Origin of the sequence: Kitasatospora sp. NPDC057738 (genome assembly GCF_042798815.1) — a bacterium.
Taxonomy (GTDB): Bacteria; Actinomycetota; Actinomycetes; order Streptomycetales; family Streptomycetaceae; genus Kitasatospora; species Kitasatospora lactacystinica.
Window position 1 is genome coordinate 25504 of sequence record NZ_JBHVJT010000042.1, and the last position, 14299, is coordinate 39802.

The 14299-nt window shown below is 74.8% G+C and carries 13 protein-coding genes; 3 read left to right on the forward strand and 10 right to left on the reverse strand.

Going from position 1 to position 14299, the window contains the following annotated elements; translation table 11 throughout:
- Positions 1-19 precede the first annotated feature (19 nt).
- Complete coding sequence (locus ACFVGO_RS22640) at positions 20-181, reverse strand: hypothetical protein (protein WP_380633633.1); 162 nt, start codon at positions 179-181, stop codon at positions 20-22.
- A 175-nt stretch (positions 182-356) separates the two neighbouring features.
- Entirely contained in the window at positions 357-524 is a 168-nt protein-coding gene (locus ACFVGO_RS22645) for a hypothetical protein (RefSeq protein WP_380633635.1), read from the reverse strand.
- Between the two features lie 300 nt (positions 525-824).
- Here ACFVGO_RS22645 and lxmK point away from each other — a divergent pair, with 300 nt between their 5' ends.
- From lxmK to ACFVGO_RS22660, 3 genes are read left to right on the forward strand one after another with little or no spacing between them, the layout of a single operon-like run.
- Positions 825-1997, forward strand: a complete 1173-nt coding sequence (lxmK, locus tag ACFVGO_RS22650; RefSeq protein WP_380355071.1) for a class V lanthionine synthetase subunit LxmK — start codon at positions 825-827, stop codon at positions 1995-1997.
- Positions 1998-2049: 52 nt separating this feature from the next.
- Positions 2050-3102: a T3SS effector HopA1 family protein gene (locus ACFVGO_RS22655; protein WP_380633638.1), complete on the forward strand. Its 1053-nt coding sequence runs from the start codon at positions 2050-2052 to the stop codon at positions 3100-3102.
- 10 nt (positions 3103-3112) lie between these two features.
- A complete protein-coding gene (locus ACFVGO_RS22660; protein ID WP_380633640.1) occupies positions 3113-4126 on the forward strand; it encodes an LLM class flavin-dependent oxidoreductase in 1014 nt (337 codons plus the stop codon).
- Between the two features lie 45 nt (positions 4127-4171).
- On the opposite strand, the gene ACFVGO_RS22665 is transcribed toward ACFVGO_RS22660, so the two are convergent.
- The 8 genes from ACFVGO_RS22665 to ACFVGO_RS22700 form a co-directional block, all read right to left on the reverse strand.
- Positions 4172-4603 carry an SRPBCC family protein gene (locus tag ACFVGO_RS22665; RefSeq protein WP_359905476.1) on the reverse strand — a complete coding sequence of 144 codons (432 nt, stop codon included), beginning with the start codon at positions 4601-4603 and terminating at the stop codon, positions 4172-4174.
- Between the two features lie 81 nt (positions 4604-4684).
- The gene (locus ACFVGO_RS22670) at positions 4685-6316 is read right to left on the reverse strand and encodes an AMP-binding protein (protein WP_359905474.1); all 1632 of its coding nucleotides are present in this window, start codon (positions 6314-6316) and stop codon (positions 4685-4687) included.
- Between the two features lie 93 nt (positions 6317-6409).
- The gene (locus ACFVGO_RS22675) at positions 6410-6649 is read right to left on the reverse strand and encodes a chaplin (protein WP_359905472.1); all 240 of its coding nucleotides are present in this window, start codon (positions 6647-6649) and stop codon (positions 6410-6412) included.
- A gap of 99 nt (positions 6650-6748) precedes the next feature.
- Complete coding sequence (locus ACFVGO_RS22680; RefSeq protein ID WP_359905469.1) at positions 6749-7117, reverse strand: hypothetical protein; 369 nt, start codon at positions 7115-7117, stop codon at positions 6749-6751.
- Positions 7114-9690 carry an Hsp70 family protein gene (locus tag ACFVGO_RS22685; protein WP_359905467.1) on the reverse strand — a complete coding sequence of 859 codons (2577 nt, stop codon included), beginning with the start codon at positions 9688-9690 and terminating at the stop codon, positions 7114-7116. Before ACFVGO_RS22685 ends, ACFVGO_RS22680 begins: the two co-directional genes overlap by 4 nt.
- 31 nt (positions 9691-9721) lie before the next feature.
- Positions 9722-10561, reverse strand: coding sequence for a nucleotide exchange factor GrpE (locus tag ACFVGO_RS22690; protein ID WP_380633643.1), 840 nt, complete (start codon positions 10559-10561; stop codon positions 9722-9724).
- Positions 10558-10980: a hypothetical protein gene (locus ACFVGO_RS22695; RefSeq protein ID WP_380633645.1), complete on the reverse strand. Its 423-nt coding sequence runs from the start codon at positions 10978-10980 to the stop codon at positions 10558-10560. The genes ACFVGO_RS22690 and ACFVGO_RS22695 overlap by 4 nt, the downstream gene beginning before the upstream one ends.
- 122 nt (positions 10981-11102) lie before the next feature.
- The gene (locus tag ACFVGO_RS22700) at positions 11103-14249 is read right to left on the reverse strand and encodes a hypothetical protein (RefSeq protein WP_380633647.1); all 3147 of its coding nucleotides are present in this window, start codon (positions 14247-14249) and stop codon (positions 11103-11105) included.
- Positions 14250-14299: the final 50 nt, after the last annotated feature.

Sequence of the window (14299 nt, forward strand, 5' to 3'; positions counted from 1 at the left end):
ACGACACGGAGCCGAACGCTCAGTTGCAACCCCTCACGATGACGGTGACCAGCACCGAGATCGAGATCGTGATCGCGGGCGTGAACCCCTCCGTCCCGTCGGGGATCGACACCAGGTCGTTCCGCGCCGCATTCGGCGTGGTGTAGGCGGCGTAACCACCCATCAGGTCACTGCTGTCCATGCTGACTCCATTCGTTCACACATCCGCTGCCGGTTGCAGCGCCACGGGGACCCCGCCCCTTCGGGCTCGGTCAGGTAGGCGGGCTGTACGGGGCGCGGAGCCCGGCCGGCACGGGATCGCGGCGGCACGGGGTCCGTGCCGTGGGGGCCCGAGCCGGACGCTCGGAGCGCCCCTCCTACAGGAGGGACATGGTGGCCGGGCTCACGATGATCGAGACCACCGAGATGAAGGTGACGACGGGCGTGAACCCCTCCGTCCCGTCGGGGATCGACACCAGGTCGTTCCGCGCCGCACCCGGCGTGGTGTAGGCGGAGTAACCACCCATCAGGTCACTGCTGTCCATGCTGACTCCATTCGCTCACACATCCGCTGCCGGTTGCAGCACCATCAGCACACCAGCCGCCTCCCCCACCCGCCCAGAGGCAGACAACTGCGCCCCCGGGAAGGCGAATCCGGATCTCCCGCCAGTTCCCTGCCGGCACGTCCGACGTCCGGTCGGAACCTCACCGTTGCGCCCGCCGTCCGGCAGGGACGTGCGGCGCACGACCCCGTCCGGCAGGGCCCTGCCACCCCCGCCGCGGGCCGTGCCCGGCAGGACCGTGCGGCTGCCCGTCAGGGGATGCCGCCGCCTACCGTGGCTCCCATGGCAGCGACGATCACCGCGATCCGGGACACGGCCGGAACGCCGACGGGGCCGGTCCCCGCCACGGACCCCACCGGCGTCTTCGCACCGGTTCCACTCGACCACGTCCCCGATGTCGTCCAGGCTCTCGAACGCCTGGGCGTGGCACCGTTCGCGGACCGGACGCCCATCAGCCGGCCCGGACGGAACGACAACTGGGCGGGCCCGACCGCCGACGGCCGGGAGGTGTTCGTGAAGCGGCTCGCGCAGCCGCTCGCCGCCGAACGCTTCGACCGGGCCCGCGCGTTCGAACAGGTGCTGGCCGCCGGTCGCCCTCCGGAGCACTGGCACTCGCCGGCCTTCCTCGGCGCCGACCCCGGGGCCCTGCTGCTGGTGCACGAGCGCCTGGTCGACGCGGTGCCGGGCAACCTGCTCGCCGATCAGGGCCGCTTCGACGCCGCGCTCTCGCACCGGGCCGGCCTGGCGCTCGCGGAACTGCACCGCATGCCGGTCCACCCCGCCGACCTGCCCGAACCCGCCACCGGAGGGCGGGAAGGGTCCACCGCCCGGCTGGCCGAGCTGACCGCCGAGGACTACGCCGCCGCCAGCGGGGGCGAGTTGGAGGTGTGGTCGATGCTGCAGCACGACAAGCGGGTGCGGGCCGCCCTGCGGGAACTGGCCGGGTCGAGCGCGGCCGCGCCCGCGGTGCCGATCCACGGCGACCTGCGGCTCGACCAGTTCCTGCTGTCCGGCGACGACCTGTACCTGACGGACTGGGAGGAGTTCCGGATCGCCGACCCGGCCCGGGACGTCGGCGCGTACGTCGGGCAATGGCTCCACCGGGCGGCCGTCGGAATGTTCGCGGGCCTCGGGCCGGACACCCCGGTCCCGCCCGCCGAGGTCCACGAGGCGCTGATGCGCAGCGGCGCCGAGCAGCTCGACGCGGTGCGTCCGCAGATCGCCGCGTTCTGGTCCGGCTACCGCCGGGTTCGCTCCGAACCCGCCGCCGACGAAAGGCAGTTCACCGCTCGGGTGACCCGGTACGCGGGCTGGCACCTGTTCGAGCGCACGATCGCCACGGCGGCCCTCACCCACCGCCTCACCGCCGTCCTCCGCGGGGCCGCCGGGGTGGGCCGCAACGCGCTGCTCGACCCGCTCCGGTCCGCCGAGGTGCTCGGCCTCGTCCAGGACTGACCGCGGGCCCACGCCCACTCGTACGGATCGACAACGGGATCAGGAGACGATCGTGTCCCATCAGCATTCCCCGGCCCCGCTCTCCCCGGCCCTGCGCGCGGCGCTCGGCGGCCTGCGGATCACCGACGGCACGCCGCGGGTCGAGGTCGACGACGACCTGGTGGTCGCCGCGGACACCTGGGGCGAACTGCGCTCGGCGCTGGCCGGCCTGCTGTACGAACGCTGGCACGCCGGCATCGTGCGCCAGGAGGGCCCGGCCCGGATGCCGCGGCGCAGCGAGACCTTCGAGCGCGAGCTGATCGCGGCCACCGGCCACACCCGGACCGTCGCGGCGGGTGTGCTCCGCTCGCCGGTCGAGGCCGCCGACGGCGGGGCGGACGGTCCGGTGCGGGTCGAGTTGGGCCGGGTGCTGGTCGGCGTGCGGCCCGGCGCGGTGCGCTCGGACGGGCCGCCGGCCGTCGGCCGGCCCTGCGTGGTCGAGCTTCCGGCGGTGCGTCCGGCGCTGTCGCCCGGCTTCCTGCTGGTCGACGGGCCCGACGGTTCGCCGGTCCGGTCCGGCGAGGTGCTGCGGCTGTACGTGCACCTGGCGGAACCCGGTGCCGCCCCGCCGGTGTGGCGGGCACTGCTGGAGCGGCTGGCTGGCCTGGGTGTGCGGTACCGGGCGAAGGTGCTGTCCCGTCCGTGGACGTATCCGCGCCGGGACGCCGTGGTGGTGTACCTCGGCGCCGCGGACGCGGCCGTCGCGCCGGTGCTCGCGGACGCCGTGGCGGGCCTTCCGGGAGTCGCCGGGGACGCGTCGGTCTTCGCCTCCCCGCTGCGCCCCGGTGTCGCGCTCGCCTGGGAGCCGCGCGACGAGCGGGACGGCTGGGGCGGGCGCAGCTTCGGCCAGCACCGGGCGGCGGCGGTCGCCGACGGTGTCGTGCGCCGTGCGACCGATCCGGCGGGCCCGCCGTTGGAGGAGCAGGTCGCCCAGGCCCTGCGCGAGGCGTCGGCGTCCCCCGCCCAGCCGGCCCGCAACCTCGGTTCGCCGGCCCTGCCGGCACCGGCCCTGCCGGCACCGGCCGTGCCGGATGCGGATGTGCCGGATGCGGAAGTGCTGGTCTGAGGTGGCGGGGATGACGAGTTCGCGCAAGGTCTCGGTGCTGTATCCCGTCCAGGTCCAGGACCCACGGGATGTCCTGCCGCTGGCCGAGCTGGTCCGGGAGGGGGGCGCCGCGCGGCTCTGGCTGGGCCAGTCGGTGGCGTTGGAGTCGCATCATGTGCTGGCGTATCTGGCGGGTGCGGGCTACCGGATCCCGGTCGGCCTGTCCGTGGCGCTGACGGCGCTCCGGCATCCGTACGACGCGGCCGTGCAGGCCCGCACGCTCGGCGCGCTGACGGGCCATCCGCCGGTGGTGGGTTACGGGGCGGGCGAGCCCGGCTTCGTGGCCGCGCTGCGCGGCGCGCCCTACGCCCGTCCGGCGGCGGCGGTGGCGGAGTACCTGGACGTCCTGCGCCGGCTGCTGCACGAGGGGCGGTTGGACCACCACTCGGGGCCGCTGTTCCCGATGCGCGGGGTGGTGCTGCCCAGGATGTCGGCGCCGGCCGGAACCGCGCCGCCGGAGGTCGGCGCGGGTGTGCTGCGCCCCGGCATGGCCCGGGCGGCGGGTTCGGTGGCCGACACGGCGATCACCTGGCTGACGCCGCCCGCCTATGTGCGGGACGTCCTGGCTCCGGCCCTGGAGAAGGGCGCCCGCGACGCCGGGCGGGAGCGGCCGCGGATCGTCACCGTCGTCCATGCCGTGCTGGACCGGCCGGGGCGCAATGCGATGGTGCTCGCCCAGCGCGGGACCAGATTTCATCTGTGCGCGCCCCACTACGTGGACATGCTGCGCCGGGCGGGTCTGGACCTCGATGTGTCCGACCCGGTCTCGTCCGCCCGGGAGTTGGTCGAGGAGGGCGTCTTCCTGTTCGGCGGTCTCCGGGAGATCCGGGCGGGCATCGAGCGCCATTTCGAGGCCGGTATCGACGAAGTGGTGATCAACCCGGTCGCTGTCGCGGAGTCCTACGGCGTCCCGGCGGCGGTCGCCGACCTGCGGGAGATCCTGGAGGGCGGCACCCCGGACCGGTCCCTGAGGCACACCCCCTGAGGGCCCGCGGCGGGAGGGGAAGCGCAGGTCCGTACGGGAGGGCGGTCACCCCGTGAGCCGTCCCTCCAGGGCGCGCAGGTCCGCGGTGAGCGCGGTGCGCACCCGGTGGGACAGCAGCGGGCCGGTCAGGCGGAAGCCGCCGCGGACGCGGATGCGGGCGAAGGTGCCGGCCTGGGTGGGCTCGAAGGTGCAGGTTACGCGCATGGGCATCGGTCCGGCGACGGAGACCATGTCGAGGAGCGTCGGCGGGTCGTGGCGTGCCACCCGCAGCACGTACGAGAAGGTCCGGCCCAGGAAGCGGGCGGTCCGGGTGATCTCGGCGCCCGCGCCGAAGCCGCCGGTGTCGGCCTCCCGGGTGAGGGTGGCGTCGCGGATGCCCTGGGTCCACTCGGGGTCGTGGCGCCAGTCCATCGCGTAGGCGGCGACCGTGGCGGGCGGGAGGGGGATCAGGCGTTCCACTGTGACGTCGAGGGGCATGATCACACTCTCCCGCCGGGCGGGCCACCGCGCTCCCCGGACGCGCCCGGGCGGAGGGGCGCCCGGGCCGGGGCGTGGGGTCTACAGCCCCAGGATCCGCTGGGCCTCCGCCCGCATCTCGACCTTGCGGATCTTCCCGGTGACCGTCATCGGGAACTCCTCGACCACGTGCACGTAGCGCGGGATCTTGAAGTGGGCGAGCCGGCCGGCGCAGTACGCGCGGACGGTCTCGGCGGTGAGCGGCTCGGCGCCCTCCCGCATCCGGATCCAGGCCATCAGCTCCTCGCCGTACCTGGTGTCGGGGACGCCGATGACCTGGACGTCGAGGATGTCCGGGTGGGCGTGGAGGAACTCCTCGATCTCGCGCGGGTAGAGGTTCTCGCCGCCGCGGATCACCATGTCCTTGATCCGGCCGGTGATGGCGAGGTAGCCGTCCTCGTCCATCACCGCGAGGTCCCCGGTGTGCATCCAGCGGGCGGCGTCGACGGCCTCGGCGGTGCGCTCGGGCTCGCCCCAGTAGCCGAGCATGACGGAGTAGCCGCGGGTGCACAGCTCGCCGGGTTCGCCGCGCGGGACGGTGCGGCCGGTGGCCGGGTCGACCACCTTGGCCTCCAGGTGCGGGCCGACCCGGCCCACCGTGGCGACCCTGCGCTCGACCGGGTCGTCGACCCGGGTCTGGGTGGAGACCGGCGAGGTCTCGGTCATGCCGTAGCAGATGGACACCTGCGTCATGCCCATCCGGCCGATGACCTCCTTCATCACCTCGCTCGGGCAGGGCGAGCCGGCCATGATGCCGGTGCGCAGGCTGCCGAGGTCGTAGCGGTCGAAGTCCGGGTCGGCCAGCTCGGCGATGAACATGGTCGGCACCCCGTACAGCGAGGTGCAGCGTTCGGCGGCGACGGCGGCCAGGGTGGCGCCGGGCTCGAAGGAGGGGGCGGGGATGACCGTGCAGGCGCCGTGCGAGGTGGCGGCCAGGTTTCCCATCACCATGCCGAAGCAGTGGTAGAAGGGCACCGGGATGCAGATCCGGTCCTGCTCGGTGTAGTTGAGCAGCTCGCCGACGAAGTAGCCGTTGTTGAGGATGTTGTGGTGCGAGAGCGTCGCGCCCTTGGGGAAGCCCGTCGTCCCGGAGGTGTACTGGATGTTGATCGGGTCGTCGGGGGCCAACTCGCGCTGACGCTCGGCGAGTCGGGATGGGTCGGCCCGCCTGCCGGTGGCGGTCACGACTTCCCAGGCGGGGCTGCCGAGCAGCAGGACGCGCTCCAGCTCCGGGCAGCGGTGGCGGACTTCCTCGATCATCCCGGCGTAGTCGGAGGTCTTGAAGCGCTCGGCGGCGACCAGCAGCCGGATGCCGGCCTGGTTGAGCACGTACTCCAACTCGTGCGAGCGGTAGGCAGGGTTGACCGTGACGAGGATCGCCCCGAGCTTGGCGGTGGCGTACTGGGTGAGCGTCCACTCGGCGCAGTTGGGGGCCCAGATGCCGACCCGGTCCCCCTTGGCGATCCCGAGCTCCAGCAGTCCGAGCGCCAGGGCGTCGACGTCGGCGGCGAGTTCGGCGTACGTCCAGCGGCGGGCGGTGGCCCGGTCGACCAGGGCGTCGCGCCCGGGGAAGGCGCGCACCGCGCGGTCGAGGTTCTCCCCGATGGTGTCGCCGAGCAGCGGGACGTCCGAGGTGCCGGAGGCGTAGCTGCGCGGGGTCGGCGTGGTCGGCACGGGCTGGCTCCTGGGGACGGCGGTGCGGGACGGGGACCATGGTCGCGGGCCCCGGCCCCGCGCCGCCACCCCCGAACGGGGGTGCGCACGGGGTCACTTGTTGATGCAGGTGTTGCCGGTGACCGGGTTGAGGAGCGAGATGATGCCGATCGAGTTCCCGCAGACGTTGGCCTCCAGGTTGATCGGCACCTGGATCACGTTGCCGGACAGGATGCCGGGCGAGCCGATGGCGGCACCGTTGGCGGTGGCCTCGCCGGCGGAGGCGGTGCCGGCGCCGGCGAGGACCGCCGTGGCGGCGAGGGCGGCGGCGGCGAAGGTGGTACGCATACGCATTGCGTCACTCCTTGTGAGCAGAGCGGGTCGAAGTGTGACGATCACACCTCGCCCACGATCACAAGCGATCAGCTCCTCCGCACGCCGGATTGCCCCGTCCTAGGGCGTGTCGGCCTCCCGCCCCACCCGCGCCGCCACCGCGGGAGCGGCGACGTTCAGCGATTCCAGCAGCTCCCGGGCCGGATACAACCCCGGCTCGGCCGCCACCGCGCGGTGCAGCAGGCCGAGGGCGAGCGACTCGTTCCCGGCCGCCAGGGCGTCCAGCGCCCGGTTGTAGTCGATCCGTCCGGCGTAACGCAGCCGGAACAGCACGGACAGGTCCTCCCGGCAGGAGGGGCAGCGCAGGGTCTGCGGATCCGCCGGGACCCTGCACAGCGGGCACGGCACCTCGGGCGCGACCGGGATCCCCTGGACCCCCGGGGCCGCCGGGACCTCCGGCACCTGCGGGAAGGCGTCCACGGCGCTCATCGCGGCCCCGCCTCCTCCGGGCGGACCGGGCCGAGCGACTCCTGGGCCGGCTCGCTGCCCAGCTCCCGCTGCGCCTGCGCGTACAGGGCCAGCAGATTCGACATGTGGGTGTTGACCTCCGCCATGTTGGGCGCCTCCACCGCCTCGTCCAGCCCGCGCAGCTCGGCCATGATCAGCTGGCCCAGGGCGGGCGAGACCATGTTCTGGGTCACGTAGACGTTGCACATGGTCAGCATCCGCATGGTGTGCCCGAGCGCGTCGCACAGCTCGTCCGCCCGCTGGGCCGCGCGCACCGCGCCCTCCCAGTCGGCGGCCTCACGGCGCAGCCGCAGCTCCGCGGCCACCGACCGCAACTGGTCCAGGTCGCTCGGATCGAGGTGCTTCTCGCAGTAGTGGATGAACAGGCTCAGGTACGCCTCCGAACCGCGCACCCAGCGCTGGGCCTTGAGCTGCTGCTGGGCCCGCTCCAGCGCCGCGTCCACCGACCGGCCCCGGGTCTGCCCGGCCGCCAGGTCGTCCAGGCTGTCCATCAGCCGCTGCGCCTCGCGCATCTCGGCCTCGGTCAGCTCGCCGCCCCAGCGGTCGGTGAAGGACTCGATCTGCCGCTGCTGCTCCTCGACCTGCACCTTCAACTCGGGGTCGAGGGTGACCCGTTCCAGCTTGACGGTCTTCTCGGCGCCGCCCTGGATCCGCACCGACAGGGTGATGGTGCGGTCCCGGTCGAGGCCGAAGGAGACCTCCACCGGGGTGCGGCCGCCCAGGCCCTCGGGCAGCCGCAGGGTGAGGTGGCCGATCAACTCGTTCTGCTGGGCGATCTCGTGCTCGCCCTCGTAGACCGCGATCTCCAGCCGCTGCCGACCGCTGCCGGAGACCACGAACTCCCGGCTGACCGGCGAACTCGTCGGGTAGCTGGTGTTCTTGGGGATGATGACGGCGAGGCGGCCGTCGTTCAGCTCGATGCCGAGGTTCTTCGGGGTGATGTCGAACGGGTTGGTGACCTGCGCCAGCTCGCCGCAGCCCGGGCAGACCTCGCAGCCGGGCGGGTTCACCAGGCCGCAGGAGGCGCAGCGCAGGCCCACGTCCTCGGCGGCGGTGCCGGCCACCTTGGTGTGGCCGGGGGCGGCCGAGTTGAGCGGCTCGCCGCACAGTTCGCAGGCGGTGACGCCGGGGGCGGCCGGGGTGCCGCAGCGCGGGCAGTTGCCGCCGTGCACCACGGCGGTGGCCCGGGTCTGCTGCGGGACCGTCGCACCGGACCCGGTGGCGCCCGAACCGTCCAGCGCCCGCTCGCACTTGGGGCAGGCGGCGGCGTCGGCGTCGACCGGGATGTGGCAGGTCGGGCAGGAGACCCGGGCGCCGCCGAGCAGGGTGGTGGCGCAGTTGGCGCAGTTGGAGGCGGACAGGTCGCCGGGGGCCCGGCACTCGGGGCACTCCACCTCGCCGACCAGCGCGGACTGGACGGCCGCGCCGAGCGCCACGCACTGCATCGGGTTGACGCCGCGCCGGATCCGGCGCGGGCCGAATACCTCGCCGAGCCGGCGGGCGACCAGCGGGATCGCGGTCGAGCCGCCGACCAGCACCACCTCGTCGATGTCCCCGACCGTCAGGTTGGCCTGCATGATGGCCTTGTGGGTCAGTTCGATGGTGCGCTCGATCCGGGCCTCGATCAGCTCCTCGAAGCGGGCCCGCTCGAACTCCGTCTCCAGCACCAGCTGCCCAGCGCCCAGGCCCGGCAGGATGACCTCGGAGGACTCCTGGTTGGAGAGCTCGATCTTGATGGTCTCGGCGGTGGCGGCGATCTTCGGACGGTCGCGCAGGTCGGGCTGGTACTCCGCGCCGTACTCCTCGCGGATGTCCTCCAGCAGCGCGGTGGTGATCCCGCGGTCGAAGTCGTCGCCGCCGAGCAGGTTGTCGCCCTCGATGCCGAGTACCGAGACCGAGCCGGGCACCAGCAGCAGGATGGAGATGTCGAAGGTGCCGCCGCCGAGGTCGTAGACCAGGACGGTCCGCCCCTCGTCGCCCGCCTCGGAGGTGATGCCGTAGGCGAGGGCGGCGGCGGTCGGCTCGTTGATGATCCGCAGCACGTGCAGGCCGGCCATCCGGCCCGCCTCCTGGGTGGCGGCGACCTGCCGCTCGCCGAAGTAGGCGGGGACGGTGATGACGGCGCGGTGGAAGGGCTCGCCGAAGCGCTGCTCGGCGTCCTCCTTGAGGCGGTGCAGGATGATCGCGGAGATCTCGATCGGAGTGTACGAGCGGCCGTTGAACCAGACGTTGACGTCGCCGTCGGTGCCCGCGGTGACCTTGTAGTCCACCTCCTTCAGGGCCGCCTGCACCTGCGGGTCCTTGAACTTGCGGCCCATGAAGCGCTTGACCGAGCGGATCACGTTGACGCCGTCGACGGCGATCCGGCTGCGCGCGGTGGAGCCCACCAGCAGCTCGCCCTTGCGGCCGCTGCCGACCACGGAGGGCGTGGCCTCCTGGTTCTGCCGGTTGAAGATGATCTCCGGCTCGCCCCGGCGCAGGTGGGCGACCACGGAGTTGGTGGTGCCCAGGTCGATGCCGAGTGTGCGGTACATGTCGTTCCCCTCTTGCCCCTCGTGGTCCTGGCTACTTCTTGCGCTTGGCCTGCTTGGCCACGGCCTTGCCCCGGCGGCGGGCCCGGGGCGGGGCCGCCTTGGGCTGGGCCCGGGTGATCGGGTCGACGGCGGCGGGCGCGGTCGCGAACGCGGCGGCGATGGCGGGCGGGACGGCCTCGGCGGCCCCGGGCGTGTCCGGCGCCTCGGGCTCGGCGGGTGCGGCGGTCCCGGCGGCTTCGGTGGCCTCGGTGACCTCGGTGGCTTCGGGCAGCTCCGGCTCCGGGAGCGGCGGCGGGAAGTCCTCCGCCGCGGCCCCCACCGGCCCGTCCCCGAGCTCCGGCCGCGGATCCGGCTCCGGCGCGGCGACCACCACCTGGGCCCGGCGCAGCACTTCGTCCCCCCAGAAGAACCCGGTCACCACCGTCCGCACCACCGTTTCCGGCGCCACCCCGGCGCGGGGCTCGGTGCCCACGATCTCGGTCAGGTCCGGGTCCGCCGTCATGCCCTCCAGCCGCATCGGCCGCACCCTGGCCTTGGCGAGTTGCCCGAGCAGCCGCCGCCGGGTGGCCTCCAGTCCGGCGCCGCGCCCGAGCGCCACCAGCTCGCGGTCCAGGCCGAGGGCGGCGAGCGCGTCGTCCACCTCGACCAGGATGCCCAGCAGTTCGCGCTGCTCGGCCCGGGCGGCCTGCTTCTGCTCCGTCAGCTTGCTCCCCAGCAGCGAGGCCCGGAAGAGCAGCCGGCCGAACGCCTGCTCCAGGTCGACGTCCTCGACGCCGGGCGGGATCTCCAGCCGCCGGCGGCCGTCGAGCGGGTCTGCGGCGGGCGCGAGAGTGGGAGCATCAGTAGGTACGTGAGTGGGTGCGTCGGTCATTCGGGAACCTCGATCTGCGGCAGCACGGACAGGTCCGCCGCATAGCGGGCGGGGATGGGCGGTTCGGGGTCGGCGCCGCCGGGAGCGGGCTCGGCGAAGTCGGCGGCCAGCTCGGCGCGGTGGAGGGCGGGCAGGGCGGCCGGCGGCAGCGGTGGGCGCTCGATCACCAGCAGCGGCTCGGCGAGCGCGGGGGCGAGCAGCTCGGCGGCCTGGTCGACCGGCTCGGGCGGGAGGGGCTGCTGGAGGTCCGCCTCCAGGCGCCGGTCCGGGTTGCGCAGCAGCGCGGCGGCCTCCTGGATCTGCTGGCGGGTGTACCGGCCGGCCCGCATCGCCGGTCCGACGGCGAGGTTGATCTCGCGCACGCCGGCCGTGAGCGGGATGCCCAGGACCTCGTACGGCGACGGTTCGTTCAGTGGCATGGCGGGCGGTCTCTCTCCTCACGGTGTCGGGGACGGCTCGGGGCGGCGGCCCGGGTGGCGGCCTGCGGTCTGCGGTCTGCGGCGTACGGTCTAGGACGACGCCAACTTCCCTGCGGTTGCCGTCAGTAGAGCGAGTTGATCCGCCGCTGCATGACGTGCAGCTCGACGTCGTCCGGGCTGTACTCGACGGCCTTGCGGGCCAGGTCCCGGGCCTCGCGCAGCTTCCGGGCATTGGCCTGCTGGACGGCGAAGGAGCCGTAGACGATGCCGAGTTCGCGGCGCAGCTTGTCGGTGTCCTCCGCGGTGCCGGACAGTTCGAGCGCCTCTTCCAGCAGCCGGATCGCCGCGCGGTAGCGGCGGCCCTCGTAGTGGCTGATGGCCTTGCCGCGCCAGACGCTGACCATCAGCCGGCGGATGTCGGTGGAGTCGTCGTAGGACCTGGCCTTCTGGAGCATCGCGGCCTGGTCGGTGAACGGCTGGTCCTCCATGCCGTCCACCACGTGGTTGGCGAGCATCACCGAGACCCGGCGCGGGGCCTCCTGTTCGACCCCGCCCTCCCATTCCGGGTCGGCGCGCAGCGCCTCGGCCATCCACTCGACGGCGCGCCGGCGGTCGTCGGCGAAGGCGGCCGAGCGGGCGAGCTGGCGCAGCACGAAGGCGAGGCCGAGCCGGTGGTCCGGATCGGGGTTGAGTTCGATCAGCGCCCGCCAGGCTTCGGCGGCCTCCACGAGTTCCGCGTCGGTGGCGTCGGCATGGCTGAGCTGGCCGGCCCGGTTGCCGAGGGCGGCCTCCAGGAAGTGGCGGGCGGTCGGGTCGCCGGGTGCCAGCTCCAGGCTCTTCTCCAGCAGGGCGAGGGCGCGGGGGTAGTCCTTGTCCTCGTTGTTGATCTTGCGCGCCCACTGGGCGTAGGTGGCACCGAGGTCGCCCTGCACCTCGGGGTCGTCGGGGGCCAACGCCAGGGCCTTCTCCAGGAGTTCGGCGGCCCCGGCCTGGTCGTCCAGGTTGTTCTTGAGCAGCGCGCGGGCCGCTCGCAGGCCGGACTCGGCGGCGATGGCGGCGGCGTCGGCGGGCAGCCTGGCACCGGGGACGGACCGGGCGCGGGTGAGGCTCTCCAGGGCCTCGCGCCAGTCCTGGTTGCGGTGGTGCTCGCGGGCCTGGCTGACCAGGGACTCGCCGAGCAGCGACTGCCAGTCCTCGCCGCGCCGCTGTTCGGGCACCGCGTCCAGGGCGGCGACGGCGGCGGCCTGCCGGCCCTGGAGCTGCAGGTAGCGCTGCGCGCCGAGGTCGCCGAACAGGCCGAGGGCCCGGGTGGGCGCGGGCGCGTCGGGGCCGGCGGGTCGCCGCCAGGCCCGTACGGCCTGTTCGAAGGCCTCGGCCCAGCCCGGGAGTTCGGGGTCGTCGCGGAGCAGCCCTTCGAGGGCGGGGCCGAGCGCGAGACGGCGGGCCGGGCGGCCGGGCAGGGTGATCCGGATGTCCTCCTGGGCGAAGGCGTCCGCGCAGTGCGCCTCCATGCCGAGGCGCAGCGTCCAGGCGGTGACCTCGTCGCCGCTGCGTCCGGCGGCCCGGTCCAGGGCGCGCAGGTCGTCGCGGAGGCGGTCGAGCAGGGCGGCGCGGGCGGCGGCCAGCCGCTGGGGTTCGGCGGTGCGGCCGGTGATCCGGGCGGACTCGGTCCACAGCTCGGGCTGGTGCAGGGCGGCGACCAGGCAGCCGAGCGTCCAGGCCCAGACCTCTTCGCCGGGGGCGTCGGGGACCTCGGGGACCTCGGGGACGCCAGGGGTATCAGGGGCATCAGGGGTGCCGGAGGCAGCGGCGGCGGCGAGCCGGTAGCCGGCCAGGCCGAGGGCGTGCAGCAGCCGGGGGTGGGCCGGGTCCTTGACCAGCAGCTCGCGGTAGACCTCCCAGGCCTCGCGGTGGCGGCCGTCGAGGGCGGCCTGGTGCGCCTCGTGCTCGGCCAGCAGGACGAGCGCGCCGGCCGCCCGCTCGCGGCCCGGCAGCTCGTGTCCGGGGGCGAGTCGGAGCGCCTGGCGCAGGTCGACGGCGGCCGGGCCGAGCCGCCCGGCCGCGAGGGCGGCGCCCGCCCGGCGGACCAGGACGGCGGCGCGGGCCGTCCCGGCGTCCGCGGGCAGGCCGGCCAGGGCGTCGTCCAGCCGGCCGAGTTCGGCGCGCAGCAGGGCCAGGTCGAGCCGGACGGGCGCGGCGGCTTCGCCCTCGCCGAGCGCCTCGGCCCAGCGGGCGAGCACGGGTTCGGCTTCTTCCGGGGTGCCGGCCCGGCGGGCGCAGTCGAGGACGGCGCGCAGGGCGGGGGCGGCGCAGCGCACGCAGCGGGCCGAGCCTGCGGCCTCGGGGGTGTGCTGGTGGTCGGTGCAGGCCTCGCGGCCGCAGCCGCCGCAGGTGCCGGCGGCGGGGCGGTCGCAGAGCGCGCAGTCGCCGGTGGGTGCCGCGCCCGCCGCCGTGCCCGAGGCCAGGAAGTACCGGTACCAGTCCAGTGCGGCGGCCCAGTTGCCGGCCCGTTCGGCGAGCAGGGCGCGCAGTCGGGCGGTCGCCGGGTCGCCGGCCGGGTCGGGCGGGCCGAGCAGGGCGATCGTCCGGGCCGGGCGGCCCGCCAGCAGGGCGACGGCGGCCAGGTGGTAGCGGTCGCGCAGGCCGCTGCCGGCGTCGAGCAGGGCGGTGACCGGCTCCGGGGTGCCCTCGGCCAGGGCGAGGGCGGCCCGCAGCCGGGCCTGGCGGTGGGTGAGGGCGCCGGGCAGGGTGTCGGCGAGGGCGAGCGCGGCGGCGGCGCGGGCGCGCGGTTCGGCGTGGTCCCGGCCGGTGACCAGCAGGTGGGCGGCCTCGCGCAGGGCGGCTTCGCGCAGGGCGGCCCGGTAGCCGGGGGCGGCCGGGTGCTCGGCGGTGGCCTGCTGCCAGAGTTCGCGGGCGGCGGTCGGGTCGGTGGCCAGGCGGGTGCGGGCGAGCCGGTCGCGGGCCAGGGCCCGGCGGGGGCCCAGGTCCTCGTCGTCGAGCGATTCCCAGCGGGCGAGGGCGCCGGCCGGGTCGTCGGCGCGGGCGCGGGCGAGGCCGTGGTGGAAGGCGGCGACGGCGGTCCAGCGGCTTCCGGGTTCGGTGTCGGCCTCGGCGCGCAGGACCGGCTCGGCCTGTTCGGCCTGGCCGGCGGCGAGCAGGGCGGCGCCGAGCCGGACCCTGGCGGGGCGCCAGTCGGGGGCCCCAACAAAAACAACCCCACCGCCCGCCGCAGCCCCCCCCCCAGGTTCCGCCCCCCCCCCCCCCCCCACCAAACCCCCACCAAACCCAGCAAAACCCAGCCCACCCAGCCAGACAGACA